Genomic DNA, 20,752 nt, shown 5'->3' with positions numbered 1-20,752 from the left:
ACCGCGGGGCTGCCGGGAGGTACCACCCCGGCAGCCCGGCCAGGTACCGTGTTACGGGCCCCGGACCCGGGCGTGAAGGAGCGGCAAGGTGTTCAATGACATAGGCGCACTCGAGCTGGTGGTGCTCGTGGTCCTTGCCGTGCTCATCTTCGGCCCCGACAAGCTGCCGAAGGTCATCCAGGACATCTCGGGCTTCATCCGCAAGATCCGCGACTTCTCGGAGAACGCGAAGCAGGACATCCGCAGCGAGCTGGGACCGGAGTTCAAGGACTTCGAGTTCGAGGACCTGAACCCGAAGACGTTCATCCGCAAGCAGCTGACGGAGAACGAGGACCTGAAGGAGCTGCGCAGCAGCTTCGACCTCAAGAAGGAGATCAACGACGTCGCCGACGCGGTCAACGGCCGCGAAGCCGACGCGTCGGTCCCGGCCGCGGTGAACGGCCACGGGGGCACGGACCTGCTGAAGAAGGGCGACAGGCCCGGCCAGGGCGAGCGCCCGCCGTTCGACGCCGACGCCACCTGAGCCGACGCCGACGCCACCTGAGTCCGACGCCACCTGGGCCCTCCCGCGCCGCCCTTCCGGAAAGAGCTCCCGCGAGGTGGCTATCCTCTCCATCTGTCCGGTTGCGAGAACGCCCGTCGGGGCGCGCCGCACCGGACTCCACGGATCGAGGAGGCGGCCGGGCAGATGGAGACGACGAGTCGAGTAGGGGCGCAGGGTGCCGCACCCGGCACCACGTCGACGCCCGAGGCGACCGGGACGCCCGAGGGGGTGCCCGCGGCCCGGCGTGACGTCGACGGTTTCCTGCGTGCGTCGTTCCCCTGGTACGGGCTGGACGAGGCGTTCACGGGGCCGCGCTGGCTGATGCAGGTCGGCACGTCCGCCGACGGCACGGTGCAGCACGGCGCGATCGGCCACGGGGACGAGCCGTCGATACGGCCTGACCGGCTCGACCCGGCCGGGGCGGACAAGGAGCGGTTCGCGGCCGTGGTGACGGTCGCGGCGAGCCCGGTGCGCCGCAGCGGGGACGGCACGGGGGTGCTGGACGCCACCAGCGTGTCCTCCGCCGCCTGGCTGGCCGGCTCGGGGCTCCTCGCGTACACCTGGCCGCCGCAGCTGGACCACGCGCTGCGGGACGACTGGCTGGACCAGCAGACCGAGGCCGCCTTCGAGCTGGCCGACGACCTGGAGGGCGGGGAGTGGTCGACGCTGTCGCTGCCCGTCGACGGCGCCCCGACGCCGTTCCACTACCGCGAGTCCGAGTTCGGCTGGGTACTGGCCGGCTCGACACCCGGTGGAGTCCATCTGGGTGCGTACGGACGGGGGATGAGCGCGTACGGCCTGGGCTTCGCGGTGGTGCGGGACATCGCCGCGTACGCGTAGGGCACACGTACGGAACGCGGAAGGGGCGCCGCTCGGTGAGCGGCGCCCCTTCCCCGTGCGCGGTGCTCAGAACTTGTTGCGCGGGGTGATCCCCAGCGACATGCCGGACAGGCCGCGCTGACGGCCGCCGAGCTTGCCCGCGATGGTGCGCAGGGCCGCGCCCGCCGGCGAGTCGGGGTCGGACAGGACGACCGGCCGGCCCTCGTCGCCGCCCTCGCGCAGCCGCACGTCGATCGGGATCGAGCCCAGCACCGGGACCGTGGCGCCGGTGGTCTTCGTCAGCCCGTCGGCCACCTTCTGCCCGCCGCCGGTGCCGAACACGTCGACCATCTCGTCGCAGTGCGGGCAGGGCAGGCCCGACATGTTCTCGACGACGCCCACGATCTTCTGGTGGGTCTGCACGGCGATGGAGCCGGCCCGCTCGGCGACCTCGGCCGCCGCCTGCTGCGGGGTGGTGACGACCAGGATCTCGGCGTTCGGCACGAGCTGCGCGACGGAGATCGCGATGTCGCCGGTGCCCGGCGGCAGGTCGAGCAGCAGGACGTCCAGGTCGCCCCAGTACACGTCGGCGAGGAACTGCTGGAGCGCGCGGTGCAGCATCGGGCCGCGCCAGACCACCGGCGCGTTGCCGGGGGTGAACATGCCGATGGAGATGACCTTCACGCCGTTCGCCGACGGCGGCATGATCATGTTCTCGACCTGGGTCGGGCGGCCGTCGGCGCCCAGCATGCGCGGGACGCTGTGGCCGTAGATGTCCGCGTCGACGACGCCGACCTTCAGCCCGTCGGCGGCCATGGCCGCCGCCAGGTTCACGGTCACGGACGACTTGCCGACACCGCCCTTGCCGGAGGCCACCGCGTACACCCGGGTCAGCGAGCCGGGCTTGGCGAACGGCACCTCGCGCTCGGCGGTGGTGCCCCGCAGCGCGGCGGCCAGCTCCTTGCGCTGCTCGTCGCTCATCACGTCGAGCGTCACGTCGACGCCGGTGACGCCCGCCACCCCGGAGACGGCCTCACTCACACGGGTGATGATCGTCTCGCGCATGGGACAGCCGGAGACCGTGAGGTAGACGGTGACGGCCACCGCCCCGTCCGCACCGATGTCCACCGACTTGACCATGCCGAGTTCAGTGATCGGTCGGTTGATCTCGGGGTCGTTCACCGTCGCCAGTGCTTCGAGCACCGCGTCTTCCGTAACCATATGGAGATGGTACGGCGCCTCACCCGGCCTCCGGAAAGCCCTGTCAGCGGTCGGCTTCGTCACTCCCGTGCGCACCCCCGCGCGGGAATAGATCCCGGTGGCCGTCCTCGCGCTCGTGGAGCTGCTTCACCAGGTCCTCCAGCTCGGAGCGGATCCAGTCCCGGGTGGCCACCTCTCCCAGGCCCATGCGCAGCGCGGCGATCTCCCTGGTGAGGTACTCGGTGTCGGCGATGGACCGCTCGTTCTGCTTGCGGTCCTGCTCGTGGGTGACCCGGTCGCGGTCGTCCTGCCGGTTCTGCGCGAGCAGGATCAGCGGGGCCGCGTAGGAGGCCTGGAGCGACAGCATCAGGGTCAGGAAGATGAACGGGTACGGGTCGAACCGCAGGTGGTCGGGCGCGGAGACGTTCCACAGCACCCACACCACGATCGCGCCCGTCATCCACACCAGGAAGCGGCCCGTGCCCAGGAAGCGGGCGATCCGCTCCGACAGGCGCCCGAAGGCCTCCGGGTCGTACGCCGGCAGCAGCCTCGGCCGCCGCACGCGCGGCTGGTCCAGCCGGATCCGCGGCGCCGGGGGCAGGGGCCGCTCGGGCGCACGCTCAGACGCCATGCGCGGCCTCCTCCGCGTCGGGGGAGAACTCGGTCTCGCGCCAGTCCTCGGGCAGCAGGTGGTCCAGTACGTCGTCGACGGTGACCGCGCCGAGCAGGGAGCCGCTCTCGTCGACGACCGGGGCGGCGACCAGGTTGTAGGCGGCGAGGTAGCTGGTCACCGAGGGCAGCGGGGTGTCCGGGGCGAGTGGCGCCAGGTCCGTGTCCGCGATCGCCGAGACCAGGGTGAACGGCGGGTCGCGCAGCAGCCGCTGGAAGTGCACGGTGCCCAGGTACTTCCCCGTCGGCGTCTCGTCGGGCGCCCGGCACACGTACACCTGCGCGGCGAGGGCGGGGGACAGGTCCTGCTGGCGCACCCGCGCCAGCGCGTCGGCGACGGTGGCGTCGGGCCGCAGCACGATCGGCTCGGTCGTCATCAGGCCGCCGGCGGTGCGCTCCTCGTACGACATCAGCCGGCGTACGTCGGCGGCGTCGTCCGGCCGCATCAGGGTCAGCAGCCGCTCCTTGTCCTCCTCGGGCAGCTCGGACAGCAGGTCGGCCGCGTCGTCCGGGTCCATGGCCTCCAGGACGTCGGCGGCCCGCTCCTCCTTCAGCTTGCCGAGGATCTCCACCTGGTCGTCCTCGGGCAGCTCCTCCAGGACGTCGGCCAGCCGGTCGTCGTCGAGGGCGGCGGCGACCTCGGCGCGGCGCTTGGGCGTCAGGTGGTGCAGGACGTTGGCGAGGTCGGCGGGCCGCATCCGTTCGAAGGTGGCGACCAGGCTCTCGGCGCCCTGTCCGTGCTCCTCCAGCGAGAAGCCGGTGACGGCCGACCACTCGACGGTGAGGGTCTCCCCCTTGCGGCGCAGCGCCCCGCCGCCGCCCCGGCGGACGAAGACCTTGTCGATCTCCCAGTCGCGGCGGGCGGGCAGCTGCTGGATCGCGACGTCGAGGACGGTCACCTCCGCACCGTCCTCCACGAGCCGGACGCGGCGGTCGAGCAGCTCGCCGAGGACGAGCCGCTCGGTGGGGCGCTGCTCGAAGCGGCGCACGTTGAGCACGCCGGTGGTGATGACCTGACCGGACTCGACACCGGTGACCCGGGTCATCGGCAGGAAGATCCGGCGCCGGCCGATCCCCTCCACCACCAGGCCGAGGAGGCGGGGCGGGCGGCGGGCGACGCGGAGCATCGCGACGAGGTCGCGGACACGGCCGACCTGGTCGCCGTTGGGGTCGAACACCGGTACCCCGGCGAGGTGCGAGACGAAGATCCGTGACGCGCCGGCCGCCATGCCACACACCTCCTCGTCCGCCCGGATCCAGTGCTTTGTGCCGGTTCAGGCTAGCCCGTCATGGTGCGGTACGCCCAGGTGGAGCGTCCGGACGGCTCCCTTCCGATCACCTCCGGCGGCCCGGGTACGCTGCGGTCTGCCAACCCCCCACGGTTTGATGAGAGGCAGTGCGCTGGTGACCCTTCTCGCCCCGGCTTCGCGCGCCCGCCGGGCCGCCCTCCCCGTCGCGCTGTGCGCCGGGCTGACCGTGGTGCTCACCGCCTGTGCCGGTGAGGAACCCGACCCGGACGCGGGCACGAACGGGGTGGGCAAGCTCTCCGCCACCGCGATCGAGGCCAAGGCGCGGGCGGCGGCGGGCGCGGCGACGGCGGTACGGCTGTCGGGGACGCTGGTCAGCAAGGGCGGCACGTACGAGCTGAACATGCGGCTGAACCGGACCGGCGCCGCCGGCTCCGTCGTCACCAAGACGTCCACCTTCGAGCTGCTGCGGGTCGGCGACACGCTGTACCTGAAGGCCGACGCGGACTTCTGGGCGAGCGACGACGACTCCGGCGGAGAGAAGGACGACTCCGGTGAGGAGGCGGCGGACAAGCTCGACGACAAGTACGTGAAGGTGCCGCAGGACGACCCCTCGTACAAGCAGCTGCGCGGCTTCACGGAGATGAACGTCCTGCTCAACGGCCTGCTGGAGCTGCACGGCGACGTCGTCAAGGGTGACCGTTCCAAGATCGGCGGCGTGCGGACGATCAAGGTCGCGGGCGGTGCGAAGGGCGAGGGCGGCACCCTCGACGTGTCCCTGGAGGGCACGCCCTACCCGCTCCAGTTCGCCCGTGGCGGCGGCGCGGGCCTGGTCGTCCTGTCGGACTGGAACAAGGCGGTCCCGCTGACGGAACCGTCCAAGGACGAGACCCTCGACTACGGCCGCGAGCTGCCCCGTACCAGCGACTGACCGGACCGGCCGCGGCCGGTCAGCGGCCCCGGCGCTTGAGGAGCAGACGGGGCAGCGCCGCCGGGACGGGCCGCCGGGTGGTGACCGGGGTCGGCAGCGGCACCGCGGCCAGCGAACCGTCCGGGTGGGCGGTCGTGGCGCCCTGCGGGGTGAGCCGCAGCACCCGGCACTCGCGCGCCCAGCGGTCGGTCATCGTCTCCGCGTCCGGCGCGTTCAGCCGCTTGCCCTTCAGCTCCGCGACGGCCGCGTCCCACGGCTCGGAGCCGGGCGCCAGCTCGGTCACGCCCGCCGTCCAGGCGACGAGACGCCCGCCCTTGTCCTTACTGCGTACGGTCACCTCGGCGGTGGAGCCGTCCGGCAGCCCGGGCAGCGGCTGCTCGCCCGGACCGTCGCCGACGACATGCGCCGCGCCGTCGAGCCACACGTGCCACAGCGCCCGCGCCGGGCCCCCGCCCCGAACCCAGATGAGGCCGGACTTCTTGGTGGCCTCCTCGACGAGGGCCTGCTCGAGCGTCGCGTCTGTCATGTCCGGCAGCTTAGCCACCGGCGTCCGCCACCGCCGTCCGCCACCGGCCGCGGCCGGTCGTGCCGCGGCCGTTCCGGCCCTACAGCCAGCCGTTGCGCTTGAGGGTGCGGTGGATGGCGAAGCAGATGCCGATGATCCCGGTGAGGACCATCGGGTAGCCGTACTTCCAGTGCAGCTCCGGCATGTGGTCGAAGTTCATGCCGTACACCCCGCACACCGCGGTGGGGACGGCCACGATCGCCGCCCAGGAGGTGATCTTGCGCATGTCCTCGTTCTGCGCGACCGTCGCCTGCGCGAGGTTGGCCTGGAGGATCGAGTTCAGCAGTTCGTCGAAGCCGATGACCTGCTCCTGGACCCGCGCCAGGTGGTCGGCGACGTCCCGGAAGTACTTCTGGATGTCGGGGTCCACCAGCCGCATCGGCCGCTCGCTCAGCAGCTGCATCGGCCGCAGCAGCGGCGAGACCGCCCGCTTGAACTCCAGCACCTCGCGCTTGAGCTGGTAGATCCGCCCGGTGTCGGCACCGCGCGTGGAGCCCTTCGTGGGCGGCGAGAAGACGTCGATCTCGATCTGGTCGATGTCGATCTGCACCGCGTCCGCGACCGCGATGTAGCCGTCCACCACATGGTCGGCGATCGCGTGCAGCACCGCCGACGGCCCCTTCTCCAGCAGCTCCGGCTCGCCCTCCATTCGGTGGCGCAGGTTGCGCAGGGAGCCCTGCCCGCCGTGCCGGACGGTGATCACGAAGTCCCGGCCGGTGAAGCACATCACCTCACCGGTCTCGACGACCTCGCTGGTGGCCGTGAGTTCGGCGTGGTCCACGTAGTGGATCGTCTTGAAGACGGTGAACAGGGTGTCGTCGTACCGCTCCAGCTTGGGCCGCTGGTGGGCGTGGACCGCGTCCTCCACGGCCAGCGGGTGCAGCCCGAACTCCGCTGCGATGCCCGCGAATTCGGCCTCCGTCGGCTCGTGCAGCCCGATCCAGGCGAAGCCGCCGCCCTCGCGCACCTGCCGCATGGCCTCGCGGGGCGTGAGGCAGGCGTCGGTCGTGTCGTCCTTCAGCCGGCGGCCGTCGCGGTAGACGGCGCAGTCGACGACCGCGGTGGACGTCGACGGGTCGCGGGTCGCGTCGTAGGAGTTGTAGGTGTTGTAGGGGGAGCTGCTCTTGCGCAGGGACGGGCGGACCGCTGCGCGCAGGTCACGGATCATCGACATGGCTGGCTCCTTCACGGAGAGGCCGTCGCGGGGCGTGGCACAGCCCGGAATGGGGACGTGGCGTTCCTTACGTCCGCAAAGCGGGCGGCACCGCGGGATCGCGGTGACGGCGTTCGCTACAGACAGGCAAAAACGGTGTGCTCTTCCGTCGTGCGAATGGCCGTGACCTCACACTCACGCCCATGAGGGGCGGGCGGGAGCAGGCAGCTGAGATGCCTCTCAGGTCACAGAGAAAAGCCGCGGGCGGAAGAGCGGTTGGTACTGCACGGTCGACTTCGATCCACCGCAGCCCCACCTCCTCCAGCCGGTCCCCCGTGGGGGATGACGTGTCGCCGGGACTCGAGAACACGCTCGGCGTGCTGTCCCGGCCAGCAGACGGCCAACACTATCAGCCGACTGGGAGTCAATCCCTTACTTTGCCCCTTCCATACGCGTTCTATGCTCCCCGCATGGGAGAAGTTCTTGCTCTGGTCGAGGCCCGGTTGCGTACCGCCCTCGGTGAACCGGACGCGCGCGCAGCGGTGACGTTCCTCGGCACCGACCGCATCGAGGTGCTGCGGTTCGCGGACGCCGAGGCGGGTCTGGTGAGATACGCCACCCTCGGGATGTCGGCGCAGCCGATGACCGACCCGACCGCCGCGCTCGCCGACCCGGTCAAGGGCCCCCGCGCGGAGCTCGTGCTGTCCGTGCGGGCGGGGCTCGCCGACACGGACAAGGCGCTGCGCCCGCTGGCGGTGCTCGCCGCCTCGCCCCAGGTGGAGGGCGTGGTCGTGGCCCCGGGCGCCTCCCTGGACACCGGTGAACCGCTGTGGCCCGGCGCCCCGTTCACCTCCGTCCTGGTCGCGGAGCCGGGCGGGCTGGTGGAGGACCTGGAGCTGGACGCGCCGATGGACCCGGTGCGGTTCCTGCCGCTGCTGCCGATGACGCCCAACGAGGCGGCGTGGAAGCGCGTGCACGGTGCGCAGGCGCTCCAGGAGCGGTGGCTGACGGCGGGCACGGACCTGCGCGATCCCCTGCGCGGGTCCGTGACTCTCGCCTGACGCACGTCAGTTGGCCGCGAGGGCGGGGCTTCCCGCCTCCGGTGCGCGGTGTTCCTCGGCCTCGCGGGTGAGCGAGCGCCGGCGCGCCACGACGATGCCGGCGCCGACCGCTGCGGAGGCGCCCGCGACGACGAACGGCAGGTGGACGTCGCTCCACTCCTCGATGCGCGGGGCGAGCCAGGGCGCGGCGGCGGCCGCGAACCAGCGCACGAAGTTGTAGCCGGCGCTCGCCACCGGGCGCGGGGCGTCCGACACGCCGAGGGCCAGTTCGGTGAAGACGGTGTTGTTGACACCGATGAAGGCGCCGGACAGGACGGTGCACACGACGGCCGTGGTGTGGTCGCCGTAGCCGAGGACGACGACGTCGGCGGCGAGCAGCAGGAGCGAGGCGCCCAGCACCCTCAGCGAGCCGAAGCGCTCCTGGAGGCGCGGCGCGACCAGCACGGAGAACACCGCGAGCAGCACCCCCCAGGCGAAGAACACGGCGCCGGACCGGTACGGCGTCATGTCCAGCACGAACGGCGTGAAGGCGAGCACGGTGAAGAAGGCGTAGTTGTAGAAGAACGCCGACGCGGCGACGGACGCGAGCCCGCCGTGGCCGAGCGCCCTGAGCGGGTCCAGCAGCGACGTCTTGCGGGCGGGCCGCGGCTGGTCCTTCAGGAACGCGGCGATGCACAGGAAGCCGATCGCCATGAGCGCGGCCGTGCCGAAGAACGGGTAGCGCCAGCTCGCGTCGCCCAGGACGGCGCCGACCAGCGGCCCGCAGGCCATGCCGAGGCCGAGGGCCGACTCGTACAGCAGGATCGCGGCCGCGCTGCCGCCGGCCGCGGCGCCGACGATCACCGCGAGCGAGGTGGAGACGAACAGCGCGTTGCCGAGTCCCCAGCCGGCCCGGAAGCCGACGAGTTCGCCGACCGAACCGGACGTTCCGGAGAGGGCGGCGAAGACGATCACCAGCGCGAGCCCCGCCAGAAGGGTCCTGCGGCCGCCGACGCGGCTGGAGACGAAGCCGGTGACCAGCATCGCGACGGCGGTGATCAGGAAGTACGAGGTGAACAGCAGCGACACCTGGCTGGGTGTGGCGTGCAGGCCCTGGGCGATGGACGGGAGGATCGGGTCCACGAGCCCGATGCCCATGAAGGCGACGACGGACGCGCCGGCGGTGGCCCATACCGCCCTGGGCTGCCGCAGGATGCTGCCGGCCCCCTCGTCGAACGGATCCTTCTCTCGCATGCCCGCTCCTCCGCGTACGTTCCGGTGGACTGATAGTTGGTAGATACACATATTAAGTTAGTCGGGCTAATGAGTGCAAGATGCACTTATATTGGCGGGCGGAAGCGGCACACCGGAGGGGTGATCGTCCTTGACGGGGCGACGGCCGGGGAGGACCGTTGAACCCTATGAGGGGCGAACCCAGTTGCCCGAAGTGCGGAGGCCGGGTCAGAGCGCCCGGTCTGTTCTCCGACTCGTGGCAGTGCGACCTGCACGGCGCCGTGCAGCCGCTCCAGCCCGTGATACCGCCCAGCGTCGAAGCGCTCGGAGTCGTCACCCACCGGGCGCGGGTGCCCGTCTGGATGCCCTGGCCCCTGCCGGTCGGCTGGCTGTTCACCGGCGTCGCGTACGCGGGGGACGACCGCAGCGGCGGCCGCGCCACCGTCGTCGCCTGCTCCGGACCCGGCCCGCTCGGCGGCGTGGGCGAGCTGCTGCTCGTCGCCGAGGAGCTGGGCGTCGGCCTCGGCGCGCGGTACGCCGGCATCGACGGCCCCGACCCCGGCCCCCACATGTGCACGGGCACCCGCCCGCAGGCCAAGGTCCACGCCGCCGGCCGCCCCACCCCGCTGTGGCACGTCAGCGACGCCCCCGAGGACCGCGCGGTCTTCGCGGGGGAGGCGCGGGGGCTGTGGCTGTGGGCCGTCGTCTGGCCGGAGAAGTCCGGTCTGCTGATGTACGACGAGCTGGTCCTGACCGACCTGCGGGAGGCCGGCTCCGAGGTGGAGCTGCTGCCCTGCGGCGCCCTCAGCCCGAGGCTGCTCGGCTGATGGCTCCCCGGCCCAGGGCTGACGGCGGTAGCCGGGGCGGAGGCCGGGCGCGGCGCGTGAGGCGCGGGCGGGTGTGCGGGGCCGCGGGGACGGGCAGGAGGTGATCACCGGTATCCTTGAGCGTCCCCCGTCCGTCCGCGAGCCCTGGAGTCCCGTCGTGCGCATCGACCTGCACACCCACTCCACGGCGTCCGACGGTACGGACACCCCCGCCGAACTCGTGCGCGCCGCGGCCGCGGCCGGGCTGGACGTCGTCGCGCTCACCGACCACGACACCACACGCGGGCACGCCGAGGCGAAGGCCGCACTGGCGCACCTCGACCGGGAGCTGACACTGGTCACCGGCGCCGAGCTGTCGTGCCGGATCGACGGCACCGGCATGCACATGCTCGCGTACCTCTTCGACCCCGACGAGCCCGAGCTGGCCCGGGAGCGCGAGCTGGTGCGCGACGACCGCGTCCCGCGCGCCCACGCCATGGTCGGCAAGCTCCAGGAGCTCGGCGTGCCGATCACCTGGGAGCGGGTCGCCGGCATCGCCGGTGACGGGTCGGTCGGCCGGCCGCACATCGCCGAGGCGCTCGTCGAACTCGGCGTCGTCCCCAGCGTCTCCGACGCCTTCACGCCCCAGTGGCTCGCCGACGGCGGCCGGGCGTACGTCGACAAGCACGAGCTCGACCCGTTCCTGGCGATCCGGCTCGTCAAGGCGGCCGGCGGCGTCACCGTGTTCGCGCACCCCGGCGCCGCCAAGCGCGGCCGCACGGTGCCCGAGTCGGTGATCGCGGACCTCGCCGCGTACGGCCTCGACGGCATCGAGGTCGACCACATGGACCACGACGAGGCGACGCGCGCCCGGCTGCGCGGCCTCGCCGCCGACCTGGGCCTGCTGGTCACCGGCTCCAGCGACTACCACGGCACCCGCAAGACCTGCGGCCTCGGCGACCACACCACCGACCCCGAGATCTACGGCGAGATCACGCGCCGCGCCACCGGCGCGTTCCCGGTGATGGGCACGGGCGGAACGCGCGCCTGAACCCCTGACGCACCCTCCGTCACCCGAACGCCCGCGAGAGCGGCGAACGCCGCGCGGGGGCGCCCGTCGGCCGCGTGAGGCCGCGCACGTCCGTGTGAGTCCCGTACGGCCATGAGTGCCCGTGCGAGTCCGTGCACGTCCGTGCGCGCCGCCCGCGTCCGGGCGCCGCGCGCGACCGGAGCCGCCCGGTCCCCGGGGGGCCGCCACGGTGCACGGCCGGCCCGCCGGCCCGTGCGCGTCCACGCCCCCGCGGCCCGCCCGGCCACCGCACGGTCACCGTGCGCCCCCGTCCGACATCCCCCGTACCACCCACTCCCCGCAAGGCATCACTGTGTTCGACGTCGCCGTCTTCGGCTCCCTCTTCCTCACCCTGTTCGTCATCATGGATCCCCCCGGGATCACCCCGATCTTCCTGGCGCTCACCTCCGGGCGCGCCACCAAGGTCCAGCGCCGGATGGCCTGGCAGGCCGTCGCGGTCGCCTTCGGCGTGATCACCGTGTTCGGCATCCTGGGTCAGCAGATCCTGGCGTACCTGCACGTCTCCGTTCCCGCGCTGATGATCGCGGGCGGTCTGCTCCTGTTGCTCATCGCCCTCGACCTGCTGACCGGCAAGACCGACGAGCCGAAGCAGACGAAGGACGTCAACGTCGCCCTCGTCCCGCTCGGCATGCCGCTCCTCGCCGGCCCCGGTGCGATCGTGTCGGTGATCCTCGCGGTGCAGCACGCGGAGGGCGTCAGCGGCCAGGTCTCCGTCTGGGCCGCCATCGTCGCCATGCACGTCGTGCTGTGGCTGACCATGCGCTATTCGCTGCTGATCATCCGGGTCATCAAGGACGGCGGCGTGGTGCTGGTGACCCGGCTCGCCGGCATGATGCTGTCCGCGATCGCGGTCCAGCAGATCATCAACGGCGTCACCCAGGTCGTCCAGGGCTCCTGACCCGGCCCGGGCGGACACCACTGCGCCCCCGTGCGGATTCCGGCTGCCTGAGCGCCGGAGTCCGCGCGGGGGCGCGGTGTGTCAGAGCGTCGTTCCTGTTACGAGGCCGAGGTCCCGGCCGGGCGGATCCAGATGCGCTGGCCGATCGAGGCGGCCTGCTGCACGATCCGGTTGACGGAGGCGGCGTCCACGACGGTGGTGTCCACGGGCGTGCCGTCGACGTCGTCGAGTCGCAGAATCTCGAAGCGCATGGGCTTCTCCCTTCGTCCTGAGTTGATCCTCCATGAGGAGAACTGGGTGTTGTACGAGTTCCAACGGCATGTAGGGGGCAAACATTCCCTACGCTAACGAAAATTTTCGAGCGTCTAAGGATCTAGGGGTGGATGGTGGCGGGCACGCCCCCGGAGCCGGACAATGAGCCCCGTATGAACGACGACCCGGGCACCACCCCCGCACCCACCCTCACGGAGCTAGGCGCCCGTCTGGAGCGCACCAATGAGCTCCTGGAACGCATGCTCGCCGAGGTCGCCAAGACGCCCTCGACCCACGCCATCTTCGTCGACGCCGGTTACGTCCATGCTGCGGCCGGGTTGCTGGTGGCGGGCACCGAGGACCGGCGCTCCTTCGACCTGGACGCGGAAGGGCTCATCGAGGCCTTCATCGACAAGGCCCGCACCATCTTCGCCGACAGCCGGCTGCTGCGCGTCTACTGGTACGACGGCGCCAGGCGCCGCATCCACACCCCCGGACAGCAGGCGATCGCCGAACTCCCGGACGTCAAGGTCCGGCTCGGCAACCTCAACGCCAACAACCAGCAGAAGGGCGTCGACTCCCTCATCCGCTCCGACCTGGAGTCACTGGCCCGCCACCGCGCCATCAGTGACGCGGCGCTCGTCGGCGGCGACGAGGACCTGGTGTCGGCGGTCGAGGCGGCCCAGGGCTACGGGGCCCGCGTCCACCTGTGGGGCATCGAGGCCGCGGAGGGGCGCAACCAGGCCGAACCCCTCCTCTGGGAGGTCGACAGCACCCGCACCTTCGACCTCGACTTCTGCCGCCCCTACGTCACCCGGCGGCCGGTGACGACCTACGAGAGCGAGGGCGAGCCACCGCCGTCCCGCGACGAGGTCCGCGCCCTGGGCGCGCGGATCGCCGCGACCTGGCTGGCGGAGCGCGGAACCGACGCGATGGCCGAGCTGCTGCCCGGCCACCCCTACCTGCCCGGCCCGGTGGACCAGGAACTGCTCGTCGAGGCGGAACGGCTGCTGAGCCGCTCCCTGCGCGGTCACGCCGTGCTGCGGCGATCACTGCGGGACGGCTTCTGGCAGCACCTTCAGTCGCGGCTCTGACGCTCCGCGCAGGCGTTCCAGAACCGCGCCACCGCCAGCGCGGTCTCCACCGGCCGGTCGGTGTTCGGCGAGTGCTCCGCGCCCTCGACGCGTGTGCGGTACGCGGCCAGCCGGCCCGCCATCGCGTCGAGGAGCGGCACCGGCCACGTGTCGTCCCGTACGCCCGAGATCACGTGCACCGGCAGCGGCGGGCGCAGGGCGGCCAGTTCGTCGACCCGGTCGGGCTCGACGGTCAGCCCGCGGCCGGTCGCCAGGAGCTGCGCGGGGTTGTGCAGCAGCCAGCGGCGCCGGAGGTCCTCCCGGTTGCCGCCCGCCTCGTCCGCGTCCTCCGGCGGGTCGAGGGCCCGCATCGCGTCCCACACCTGGTCCATGGACATCACCGCGAGCGCGTCGCTCAGCAGCTTGATCTTGTCCTGCTGCGAGGGCGCGACCTGGGCGGGCCCCGACGACATCAGCGTGAGCGAGGCGAAGGGCGTGGCGTCGAGCAGGACCGCCGCCCGGGCGATCTGGCCGCCGAGGGAATGGCCGAGCAGATGGACCCGGCCCGCGCCGAGCACCGCCGCCTGGGCCAGTACGTCACGCGCCAACTCGTCCTGGCTGTAGGCCTGTTGGTCGGCGGGGCCGGGCGTCTCGTACTGCCCGCGGCCGTCCACGGCGACGGCACGGTACCCGGCGTCGGCGAGCGGTTCGAGCATGGCGATGAAGTCCTCCTTCGACCCGGTGAACCCGGGCAGCAGGAGGGCCGTGCCCTTGGGCTCCGTACCGTCGGCGGGCACCGCGTCCAGCACGGCGAACTCGCCGCGGGACGTGACGAGGGCGTAGGCACGGGCGCAGCGGGGCGGGGTGAAGGTCGGCGGGCGGCTCATGGCACGAGGCTAACGGTGCCCGGGCCGGGCCGCGGACAGGGCGACGGCCCCGCCCCCACGGAGGGGGCGGGGCCGTCGATCGAACGGTCGGCGCGGGCCGTCAGCTCTCGGACTGAGCGGCAGCGGCCGCGGCCGCGGCGGCCGCAGCGGCAGCCGCCTTCGGCGCCAGCCGGCGCCGGGGCCTCTCGGCGACCTCGACGATCGGTTCGGCGGCCTTGCGGGTGCGTCGGCGGGGCTTGGTCTCGGTGGCCTCGGCGGTCTCCGGGGTGGCCTCGACGACCGGTTCGGCTGCCTTGCGGGTGCGGCGGCGCGGCTTGGTCTCCGTGGCCTCGGCCTCCGGGGTGGCGTCGACGACCGGTTCGGCGGCCTTGCGGGTGCGTCGGCGGGGCTTGGTCTCCGTGGCCTCGGCCTCGGGGGCGGCCTCGACGATCGGCTCGGCGGCCTTGCGGGTACGGCGGCGGGGCTTGGTCTCCGTGGCCTCGGCCTCGGGGGCGGCCTCGACGACCGGCTCGGCGGCCTTACGGGTGCGGCGGCGGGGCTTGGTCTCGATGACCGGCTCGGCGGCCTCGGCGGTCTCCGGGGCGGCCTCGACGACCGGCGCGGCGGCCACGGCCTCCGCCGCGGGGGCGCCCGCACGGGTGCGGGTGCGGCGACGGCGCGGCGTACGGGGCTGCGGGGCCTCCTCCGAGGCGGGAGCCTCGGGGGCCACCGTCCCGGCGGTCGCCGTCGCCACCTCCTCCGCGGCCACGGCGGAGCCGCCCCGCGTACGACGGCGCTGACGCGGCGTACGCGTACGCTCCGGGCGCTCCTCCGAACGCTCCGTGCGCTCCGGGCGCCGGCCGCGCGAGCCGCGGCCGCCGGTCTCGCCGAGGTCCTCGACCGCTTCCGCGTCCAGACCGGCACGGGTCCGCTCGGCACGCGGCAGGACGCCCTTCGTGCCCTCCGGGATGTCCATGTCCGCGTACAGGTGCGGGGACGTCGAGTACGTCTCGACCGGGTCGTTGAAGTCCAGCCCCAGCGCCTTGTTGATCAGCTGCCAGCGCGGGATGTCGTCCCAGTCGACCAGCGTGACGGCGATGCCCTTCTTGCCCGCGCGGCCGGTGCGGCCCACGCGGTGGAGGAACGTCTTCTCGTCCTCGGGCGACTGGTAGTTGATCACGTGCGTGACGCCGTCGACGTCGATTCCGCGGGCGGCGACGTCGGTGCAGACGAGCACGTCGACCTTGCCGTTGCGGAACGCGCGCAGCGCCTGCTCGCGGGCGCCCTGGCCGAGGTCGCCGTGGACCGCGCCGGACGCGAAGCCACGCCGCTCCAGCTGCTCGGCGATGTCGGCGGCCGTCCGCTTCGTACGACAGAAGATCATCGCCAGCCCGCGGCCGTTGGCCTGCAGGATGCGGGCGACCATCTCCGGCTTGTCCATGGAGTGCGCGCGGTACACGTGCTGCGCGATGTTCGCGACGGTCGCGCCCTCGTCGTCCGGCGAGGTGGCGCGGATGTGGGTGGGCTGCGACATGTAGCGGCGGGCCAGGCCGATGACGGCGCCCGGCATGGTCGCCGAGAACAGCATGGTCTGGCGCTTCGCCGGAAGCATGTTGATGATCTTCTCGACGTCGGGCAGGAAGCCCAGGTCGAGCATCTCGTCGGCCTCGTCGAGGACGAGGGCCTTGACCTTGGACAGGTCCAGCTTGCGCTGGCCGGCCAGGTCGAGGAGACGGCCCGGGGTGCCGACGATCACGTCGACGCCCTTCTTCAGGGCCTCCACCTGCGGCTCGTAGGCCCGGCCGCCATAGATCGCGAGAACGCGGACGTTACGGACCTTGCCAGCGGTGAGCAGGTCGTTGGTGACCTGGGTGCACAGCTCGCGGGTCGGGACGACCACCAGCGCCTGCGGGGCGTCGGTGAGCTGCCCGGGCGTGGCCCGGCCCGCCTCGACGTCCGCGGGGACGGTGACGCGCTCCAGCAGCGGGAGGCCGAAACCGAGGGTCTTGCCCGTGCCGGTCTTGGCCTGGCCGATGACGTCGGTGCCCGAGAGGGCGACCGGGAGGGTCATCTCCTGGATGGGGAAGGGGGACGTGATGCCGACGGCTTCGAGGGCCTCGGCCGTCTCGGGAAGGATCCCGAGCTCTCGGAAAGTCGTAGTCAGGGTGCTGCCTCTTCTGTGAGACGCGGCATGAGGCGAACGCTGGGGGTCTTACCGTGCCGGTGACTCCGGCCGCAGTCCGACAAGAACACAGCCGGGTGGCACGGGACCACTGCCGTCGCTCGAGCGTCATACCGCTGAGGGCCCCTCATGTGCGGCTCTTGCGCACGGAGGGCTGTCGGGTCGGAGCCGATCGGGCCACCGACCGGGCATCCTCATTCATGAGATGACCCACCGAGTACGTACGAACATGACTGCATACTCAGCAGGCGCAATACCACTGTACCCCGGATCCGCGCAGGTGTGTTGGGCCAATTCATAAGGAGGGGGAGGTCACAGTGGATGACCAGGCCCTTCGGGCACGTGGCGGGCGGGCTATTGTGCGCTTCATGGAGACGCCTGACAACGCCGCCGCTTCCGCCGCCGCCACCGAAGAACCCACCGGGATCGCCGCCCAGAACTGGGCCGCGGCCTCCGCGGAGCCCCAGTACCGCGCCGCGGTCGTGGACCTGCTCGGCGCGCTCGCGTACGGGGAGCTGGCGGCCTTCGAGCGGCTGGCCGAGGACGCGAAGCTGGCGCCCACGCTCGCCGACAAGGCCGAGCTGGCGAAGATGGCGTCGGCCGAGTTCCACCACTTCGAGCGGCTGCGGGACCGGCTGACGGCCATCGACGCCGAGCCGACGGCCGCGATGGAGCCGTTCGCGAAGGCGCTCGACGACTTCCACCGCCAGACCGCGCCCTCCGACTGGCTGGAGGGCCTGGTCAAGGCGTACGTGGGCGACTCGATCGCCAGCGACTTCTACCGCGAGGTCGCCGTGCGGCTGGACTCCGACACCCGGGCGCTGGTGCTCGCCGTGCTGGACGACACCGGGCACGGCAACTTCGCCGTGGAGAAGGTGCGCGCCGCGATCGAGGCCGACCCGCGGGTGGGCGGCCGGCTCGCGCTGTGGGCGCGCCGCCTGATGGGCGAGGCCCTGTCGCAGGCCCAGCGGGTGGTCGCGGAGCGCGACGCGCTGTCGACGATGCTCGTCGGCGGCGTGGCGGACGGGTTCGACCTGGCGGCGGTGGGCGAGATGTTCTCCCGCATCACCAAGGCCCACACCAAGCGGATGGCCGCGCTCGGTCTGGCGGCCTGACGGGACGGCGCCTCGCCCCGCGCCGCCCGGCCCGGTCGGGTCCGGGGGCGCGGCGCCCGGTCAGGTCTGGGTGGCGCGGCGGAGGCGGCGCGTCGGGCGCAGCAGCAGCGAGAGCACGACCGCCGCGACGGCCACCGCCCCCAGCAGGGTGCCCAGGGCATAGCCCGGGCCCAGCGCGGCGTGCGTGATCAGCGAGCCGAAGAGCGCGCCGAGCACGCCCGCTCCCAGGACCACGCGGCGTGACGGAAGCCTGTCGGTGAGCCGGTGGGCGGCTGCCCAGGACAGTGCGAAACCCAGCACGACAGAGCCGAAAGCTTCCCAGAACACGCGGATCACCTCGCGAACGGCGGGGCGGGCAAAACGGTCACAGCCCGTACTACCCGATGCGCGTGGAACGCAATCCTGCTCGTGGGGCACGCGAAAGGCCCGGCGGGATCACCCGCCGGGCCTTCACGTCGTCCTGTCCGTACAGCTCAGAGAGCTCGGAACAGCTCAGAGAGCCCTGAACGGCTCAGAGAGCTCTCAACAGCTCAGAGAGCACCGAAGCCCACACGCGGCTTCGCCGGCTCGCCGATCTCGACGTAGGCGATCCGGTCGGCCGGCACCAGGACCTTGCGGCCCTTGTCGTCCGTCAGGCTGAGCAGCTGCGACGTGCCGGCCAGCGCGTCGGCCACCGCCCGCTCCACCTCCTCGGCGGACTGCCCGCTCTCCAGAGCGATCTCCCGGGGCGCGTGCTGCACGCCGATCTTGACCTCCACGGCTATGTCCCTCCGAACGGTCAGCGTTGCGCGGTCAGCCGCGCCGTACGCTGCACACATTAGCCCGGAGAGACGACACCGATCATCAGTGGGATTCCGAGCCGTGCAACGGGAAGCCGGCGATGCCGCGCCAGGCCAGGGACGTCAGCAGCTGCACCGCCTTCTCACGGGGGATCGTCGACTCGCTGGACAGCCAGTACCGGGCGACCACCTGCGAGACACCGCCCAGGCCCACGGCGAGCAGCATCGACTCGTCCTTGGACAGTCCCGTGTCCTCGGCGATGACGTCCGAGATCGCCTCGGCGCACTGGAGCGAGACCCGCTCCACGCGTTCGCGCACCGCCGGTTCATTCGTCAGGTCGGACTCGAAGACGAGCCGGAAGGCGCCGCCCTCGTCCTCCACGTACGCGAAATAGGCGTCCATGGTGGCCGCCACGCGCAGCTTGTTGTCCGTGGTGGAGGCGAGCGCGGTGCGCACGGCCTGGAGCAGCGACTCGCAGTGCTGGTCCAGCAGCGCCAGGTAGAGCTCCAGCTTCCCCGGGAAGTGCTGGTAGAGCACCGGCTTGCTGACGCCCGCGCGCTCCGCGATGTCGTCCATCGCGGCCGCGTGGTACCCCTGTGCGACAAACACTTCCTGGGCGGCGCCCAGGAGCTGGTTGCGTCGGGCTCGGCGCGGCAGGCGCGTGCCCCGCGGGCGCGCCGCCTCTGTCTGCTCGATGGCTGTCACGCCGCCTCCCAAAATCGATCCTTGCGCGCTGTGCGCCGCGTCCGCCATCGTACTTTTGGGTAACCCGGCTGTGCGCGGTGCGAGCGCAGAATTTCACGTACCGGACGCCCCGGGTAGCCGGAGATTCAACGTTAAACCGACCAAATCAGCGGTAGTCGTCCTCGTCCTGGTCCACCACGCGGGTCTGCTCGGCCGCGTCGGCCGGATTGGCCACGGCCGGATCGACGCGGGTGAGCGGATCGTCGCCGTGCTGCTGCAGCTCCCTGTGCTGCTCGGCCGCGTCGGCCTCCGGCGTCTCCTCGTCCAGCGCGACGCTCGCCTCGCCGTTCTCGGTCGTCTCGAAGGTCTCCGGGTCGGTCGGATCGACGGTCATGGGCTCCCTTTCCCTGGGCTGTGCCAGGTTTTTCTGGGCTTCTGGGGCGAACCGCCCTCTGGTACGAGCCTAGGAGGTACCCCTCCCCGGCGCTATGCGATCTGTGACGGCGAACACACCGGAGCCCGCGTGATCGTCTCGTAACATTGCCGCATGTCTTCGACCGAGCTGCCGGAATCCATCGCCGCCACCGCGGCGGGACCCCGGGTGAGCGCCGTACGGATCGCGGAGGGGGAGCGACTGCGCTGCGTGACGCTGCCCGGACTGACGCTGAACGTGCGCTACCGGCCGTCGGACCGCACCGGACTCCCGCCCGCGCTGTACGTGCACGGGCTCGGGGGCTCCTCGCAGAACTGGTCGGCCGTGATGCCGCTGCTCGAGGACGTCGTGGACGGCGAGGCGGTCGACCTGCCCGGCTTCGGCGACTCCCCGCCCCCCGACGACGGCAACTACTCCGTCACCGCGCACACCCGCGCGGTCATCCGGATGCTCGACGCCGGTGATCGCGGGCCCGTCCACCTGATCGCCAACTCGCTGGGCGGCGCGGTCGCCACCCGGCTCGCCGCGGTCCGCCCGGACCTGGTCGCCACGCTGACCCTGATCTCGCCCGCGCTGCCCGAACTGCGCGCCCAGCGCGGCGCCTGGCCGACGGCGCTGCTGGCGCTGCCCGGCGTCGCGTCCCTCTTCACCCGGATGACCAGGGACTGGACGGCGGAACAGCGGGTGCGCGGGGTGCTCTCCCTCTGTTACGGCGACCCCGGGCGAGTCACCGACGAGGGCTTCCGCAACGCCGTGGAGGAAATGGAACGGCGCCTGAGGCTCCCCTACTTCTGGGACGCCATGGCACGCTCGGCACGTGGCATCGTCGACGCGTACACCCTGGGCGGTCAGCAGGGGCTGTGGCGGCAGGCCGAGCGGGTGCTCGCGCCGACGCTGCTGGTGTACGGAGGGCGCGACCAGCTCGTGTCGTTCCGGATGGCGCGCAGGGCCGCGGCGGCCTTCCGCGACTCGCGGCTGCTGACACTTCCGGACGCCGGGCACGTCGCGATGATGGAGTACCCCGAGACGGTCGCCCAGGCCGTACGGGAGCTGATCCACGAGACCGGCCACGGGAGCCACCGGACCGGCCACGGCAAGAGCCGCGAAACCGGCCACGGCAAGACGCACGAGGCCGACCACGAGACCGACCACGAAAACAGGAGCTGATCCGG

The 20,752-nt window shown here is 72.2% G+C and carries 23 protein-coding genes; 10 read left to right on the top strand and 13 right to left on the bottom strand.

The features are described 5' to 3' along the window. Positions 1 to 88 precede the first annotated feature (88 nt). Both EIZ62_RS10960 and EIZ62_RS10955 read left to right on the top strand, forming a co-directional pair. Complete coding sequence (locus EIZ62_RS10960; RefSeq protein ID WP_156692520.1) at positions 89 to 523, top strand: sec-independent translocase; 435 nt, start codon at positions 89 to 91, stop codon at positions 521 to 523. 165 nt (positions 524 to 688) lie between these two features. Then, complete coding sequence (locus EIZ62_RS10955) at positions 689 to 1,384, top strand: hypothetical protein (protein ID WP_156692519.1); 696 nt, start codon at positions 689 to 691, stop codon at positions 1,382 to 1,384. A 66-nt stretch (positions 1,385 to 1,450) separates the two neighbouring features. On the opposite strand, the gene EIZ62_RS10950 is transcribed toward EIZ62_RS10955, so the two are convergent. The 3 genes from EIZ62_RS10950 to EIZ62_RS10940 are packed head-to-tail and all read right to left on the bottom strand — an operon-like array spanning position 1,451 to position 4,461. Next, positions 1,451 to 2,584 carry an Mrp/NBP35 family ATP-binding protein gene (locus EIZ62_RS10950; RefSeq protein ID WP_156692518.1) on the bottom strand — a complete coding sequence of 378 codons (1,134 nt, stop codon included), beginning with the start codon at positions 2,582 to 2,584 and terminating at the stop codon, positions 1,451 to 1,453. Positions 2,585 to 2,627: 43 nt separating this feature from the next. Continuing rightward, positions 2,628 to 3,194 carry a DUF1003 domain-containing protein gene (locus tag EIZ62_RS10945; protein ID WP_156692517.1) on the bottom strand — a complete coding sequence of 189 codons (567 nt, stop codon included), beginning with the start codon at positions 3,192 to 3,194 and terminating at the stop codon, positions 2,628 to 2,630. Next, positions 3,184 to 4,461 (bottom strand): magnesium transporter MgtE N-terminal domain-containing protein, encoded by a 1,278-nt coding sequence (locus EIZ62_RS10940; RefSeq protein WP_156692516.1) that lies wholly within the window; start codon positions 4,459 to 4,461, stop codon positions 3,184 to 3,186. Before EIZ62_RS10940 ends, EIZ62_RS10945 begins: the two co-directional genes overlap by 11 nt. 175 nt (positions 4,462 to 4,636) lie before the next feature. Here EIZ62_RS10940 and EIZ62_RS10935 point away from each other — a divergent pair, with 175 nt between their 5' ends. After that, positions 4,637 to 5,410: a hypothetical protein gene (locus EIZ62_RS10935; protein ID WP_208827875.1), complete on the top strand. Its 774-nt coding sequence runs from the start codon at positions 4,637 to 4,639 to the stop codon at positions 5,408 to 5,410. Between the two features lie 19 nt (positions 5,411 to 5,429). On the opposite strand, the gene EIZ62_RS10930 is transcribed toward EIZ62_RS10935, so the two are convergent. Together EIZ62_RS10930 and EIZ62_RS10925 are read right to left on the bottom strand one after the other, a co-directional pair. Beyond that, a complete protein-coding gene (locus EIZ62_RS10930; protein ID WP_156692514.1) occupies positions 5,430 to 5,936 on the bottom strand; it encodes a hypothetical protein in 507 nt (168 codons plus the stop codon). A 79-nt stretch (positions 5,937 to 6,015) separates the two neighbouring features. Continuing rightward, positions 6,016 to 7,149 (bottom strand): magnesium and cobalt transport protein CorA, encoded by a 1,134-nt coding sequence (locus tag EIZ62_RS10925; RefSeq protein WP_156692513.1) that lies wholly within the window; start codon positions 7,147 to 7,149, stop codon positions 6,016 to 6,018. 449 nt (positions 7,150 to 7,598) lie between these two features. Here EIZ62_RS10925 and EIZ62_RS10920 point away from each other — a divergent pair, with 449 nt between their 5' ends. Next, positions 7,599 to 8,189, top strand: coding sequence for a suppressor of fused domain protein (locus EIZ62_RS10920; RefSeq protein WP_156692512.1), 591 nt, complete (start codon positions 7,599 to 7,601; stop codon positions 8,187 to 8,189). Between the two features lie 6 nt (positions 8,190 to 8,195). Here the strand turns inward: EIZ62_RS10920 and EIZ62_RS10915 are convergent, their stop codons facing one another. Then, positions 8,196 to 9,422, bottom strand: a complete 1,227-nt coding sequence (locus tag EIZ62_RS10915; RefSeq protein WP_156692511.1) for an MFS transporter — start codon at positions 9,420 to 9,422, stop codon at positions 8,196 to 8,198. Positions 9,423 to 9,589: 167 nt separating this feature from the next. Between EIZ62_RS10915 and EIZ62_RS10910 the strand changes: the two genes are divergently transcribed. The 3 genes from EIZ62_RS10910 to EIZ62_RS10900 all read left to right on the top strand — a co-directional run bounded on the left by EIZ62_RS10910 (position 9,590) and on the right by EIZ62_RS10900 (position 12,195). Then, entirely contained in the window at positions 9,590 to 10,228 is a 639-nt protein-coding gene (locus EIZ62_RS10910) for a DUF6758 family protein (RefSeq protein ID WP_156692510.1), read from the top strand. Positions 10,229 to 10,385: 157 nt separating this feature from the next. After that, entirely contained in the window at positions 10,386 to 11,258 is an 873-nt protein-coding gene (locus EIZ62_RS10905) for a PHP domain-containing protein (protein ID WP_156692509.1), read from the top strand. Positions 11,259 to 11,589: 331 nt separating this feature from the next. Next, positions 11,590 to 12,195: a MarC family protein gene (locus EIZ62_RS10900; RefSeq protein WP_156692508.1), complete on the top strand. Its 606-nt coding sequence runs from the start codon at positions 11,590 to 11,592 to the stop codon at positions 12,193 to 12,195. A gap of 98 nt (positions 12,196 to 12,293) precedes the next feature. Here EIZ62_RS10900 and EIZ62_RS10895 read toward each other — a convergent pair whose 3' ends face one another. Next, positions 12,294 to 12,446 (bottom strand): hypothetical protein, encoded by a 153-nt coding sequence (locus EIZ62_RS10895; protein WP_156692507.1) that lies wholly within the window; start codon positions 12,444 to 12,446, stop codon positions 12,294 to 12,296. A 174-nt stretch (positions 12,447 to 12,620) separates the two neighbouring features. Between EIZ62_RS10895 and EIZ62_RS10890 the strand changes: the two genes are divergently transcribed. Then, positions 12,621 to 13,541: an NYN domain-containing protein gene (locus EIZ62_RS10890; RefSeq protein WP_156692506.1), complete on the top strand. Its 921-nt coding sequence runs from the start codon at positions 12,621 to 12,623 to the stop codon at positions 13,539 to 13,541. Here EIZ62_RS10890 and EIZ62_RS10885 read toward each other — a convergent pair. Both EIZ62_RS10885 and EIZ62_RS10880 read right to left on the bottom strand, forming a co-directional pair. Beyond that, a complete protein-coding gene (locus EIZ62_RS10885) occupies positions 13,526 to 14,407 on the bottom strand; it encodes an alpha/beta fold hydrolase (protein ID WP_156692505.1) in 882 nt (293 codons plus the stop codon). The two genes, EIZ62_RS10890 and EIZ62_RS10885, sit on opposite strands and share 16 nt — an antisense overlap. Positions 14,408 to 14,507: 100 nt before the next feature. Beyond that, the gene (locus EIZ62_RS10880) at positions 14,508 to 16,457 is read right to left on the bottom strand and encodes a DEAD/DEAH box helicase (protein WP_156692504.1); all 1,950 of its coding nucleotides are present in this window, start codon (positions 16,455 to 16,457) and stop codon (positions 14,508 to 14,510) included. A 479-nt stretch (positions 16,458 to 16,936) separates the two neighbouring features. Here EIZ62_RS10880 and EIZ62_RS10875 point away from each other — a divergent pair, with 479 nt between their 5' ends. Next, entirely contained in the window at positions 16,937 to 17,683 is a 747-nt protein-coding gene (locus EIZ62_RS10875; RefSeq protein WP_156692503.1) for a ferritin-like fold-containing protein, read from the top strand. A 60-nt stretch (positions 17,684 to 17,743) separates the two neighbouring features. Here the strand turns inward: EIZ62_RS10875 and EIZ62_RS10870 are convergent, their stop codons facing one another. The 4 genes from EIZ62_RS10870 to EIZ62_RS10855 form a co-directional block, all read right to left on the bottom strand. Beyond that, positions 17,744 to 18,010: a hypothetical protein gene (locus tag EIZ62_RS10870; RefSeq protein ID WP_156692502.1), complete on the bottom strand. Its 267-nt coding sequence runs from the start codon at positions 18,008 to 18,010 to the stop codon at positions 17,744 to 17,746. A 203-nt stretch (positions 18,011 to 18,213) separates the two neighbouring features. Continuing rightward, a complete protein-coding gene (locus EIZ62_RS10865; protein WP_167536368.1) occupies positions 18,214 to 18,441 on the bottom strand; it encodes a DUF3107 domain-containing protein in 228 nt (75 codons plus the stop codon). A gap of 85 nt (positions 18,442 to 18,526) precedes the next feature. Continuing rightward, positions 18,527 to 19,168, bottom strand: a complete 642-nt coding sequence (locus EIZ62_RS10860; protein ID WP_156692500.1) for a TetR/AcrR family transcriptional regulator — start codon at positions 19,166 to 19,168, stop codon at positions 18,527 to 18,529. 145 nt (positions 19,169 to 19,313) lie between these two features. Then, positions 19,314 to 19,541: a hypothetical protein gene (locus tag EIZ62_RS10855; protein WP_156692499.1), complete on the bottom strand. Its 228-nt coding sequence runs from the start codon at positions 19,539 to 19,541 to the stop codon at positions 19,314 to 19,316. A 153-nt stretch (positions 19,542 to 19,694) separates the two neighbouring features. On the opposite strand from EIZ62_RS10855, the gene EIZ62_RS10850 reads away from it, so the two are divergent. Next, positions 19,695 to 20,747, top strand: coding sequence for an alpha/beta fold hydrolase (locus EIZ62_RS10850; RefSeq protein WP_156692498.1), 1,053 nt, complete (start codon positions 19,695 to 19,697; stop codon positions 20,745 to 20,747). The last annotated feature ends 5 nt before the right edge of the window (positions 20,748 to 20,752 follow it).

The organism is Streptomyces ficellus (genome assembly GCF_009739905.1).
Classification (GTDB): domain Bacteria; phylum Actinomycetota; class Actinomycetes; order Streptomycetales; family Streptomycetaceae; genus Streptomyces; species Streptomyces ficellus_A.
Note: the sequence above shows the minus strand (reverse complement) of the source record. Positions and strands in the feature narration are given on the sequence as shown.

Excerpts from the sequence above, each read along its gene's own strand:
- EIZ62_RS10955 (WP_156692519.1), top strand. The coding sequence starts at position 689 with ATGGAGACGACGAGTCGAGTAGGGGCGCAGGGTGCCGCACCCGGCACC.
- EIZ62_RS10950 (WP_156692518.1), bottom strand. The coding sequence starts at position 2,584 with ATGGTTACGGAAGACGCGGTGCTCGAAGCACTGGCGACGGTGAACGAC.
- EIZ62_RS10945 (WP_156692517.1), bottom strand. The coding sequence starts at position 3,194 with ATGGCGTCTGAGCGTGCGCCCGAGCGGCCCCTGCCCCCGGCGCCGCGG.
- EIZ62_RS10940 (WP_156692516.1), bottom strand. The coding sequence starts at position 4,461 with ATGGCGGCCGGCGCGTCACGGATCTTCGTCTCGCACCTCGCCGGGGTA.
- EIZ62_RS10930 (WP_156692514.1), bottom strand. The coding sequence starts at position 5,936 with ATGACAGACGCGACGCTCGAGCAGGCCCTCGTCGAGGAGGCCACCAAG.
- EIZ62_RS10925 (WP_156692513.1), bottom strand. The coding sequence starts at position 7,149 with ATGTCGATGATCCGTGACCTGCGCGCAGCGGTCCGCCCGTCCCTGCGC.
- EIZ62_RS10920 (WP_156692512.1), top strand. The coding sequence starts at position 7,599 with ATGGGAGAAGTTCTTGCTCTGGTCGAGGCCCGGTTGCGTACCGCCCTC.
- EIZ62_RS10915 (WP_156692511.1), bottom strand. The coding sequence starts at position 9,422 with ATGCGAGAGAAGGATCCGTTCGACGAGGGGGCCGGCAGCATCCTGCGG.
- EIZ62_RS10910 (WP_156692510.1), top strand. The coding sequence starts at position 9,590 with ATGAGGGGCGAACCCAGTTGCCCGAAGTGCGGAGGCCGGGTCAGAGCG.
- EIZ62_RS10895 (WP_156692507.1), bottom strand. The coding sequence starts at position 12,446 with ATGCGCTTCGAGATTCTGCGACTCGACGACGTCGACGGCACGCCCGTG.
- EIZ62_RS10890 (WP_156692506.1), top strand. The coding sequence starts at position 12,621 with ATGAACGACGACCCGGGCACCACCCCCGCACCCACCCTCACGGAGCTA.
- EIZ62_RS10885 (WP_156692505.1), bottom strand. The coding sequence starts at position 14,407 with ATGAGCCGCCCGCCGACCTTCACCCCGCCCCGCTGCGCCCGTGCCTAC.
- EIZ62_RS10880 (WP_156692504.1), bottom strand. The coding sequence starts at position 16,457 with ATGACCCTCCCGGTCGCCCTCTCGGGCACCGACGTCATCGGCCAGGCC.
- EIZ62_RS10875 (WP_156692503.1), top strand. The coding sequence starts at position 16,937 with ATGGAGACGCCTGACAACGCCGCCGCTTCCGCCGCCGCCACCGAAGAA.
- EIZ62_RS10855 (WP_156692499.1), bottom strand. The coding sequence starts at position 19,541 with ATGACCGTCGATCCGACCGACCCGGAGACCTTCGAGACGACCGAGAAC.
- EIZ62_RS10850 (WP_156692498.1), top strand. The coding sequence starts at position 19,695 with ATGTCTTCGACCGAGCTGCCGGAATCCATCGCCGCCACCGCGGCGGGA.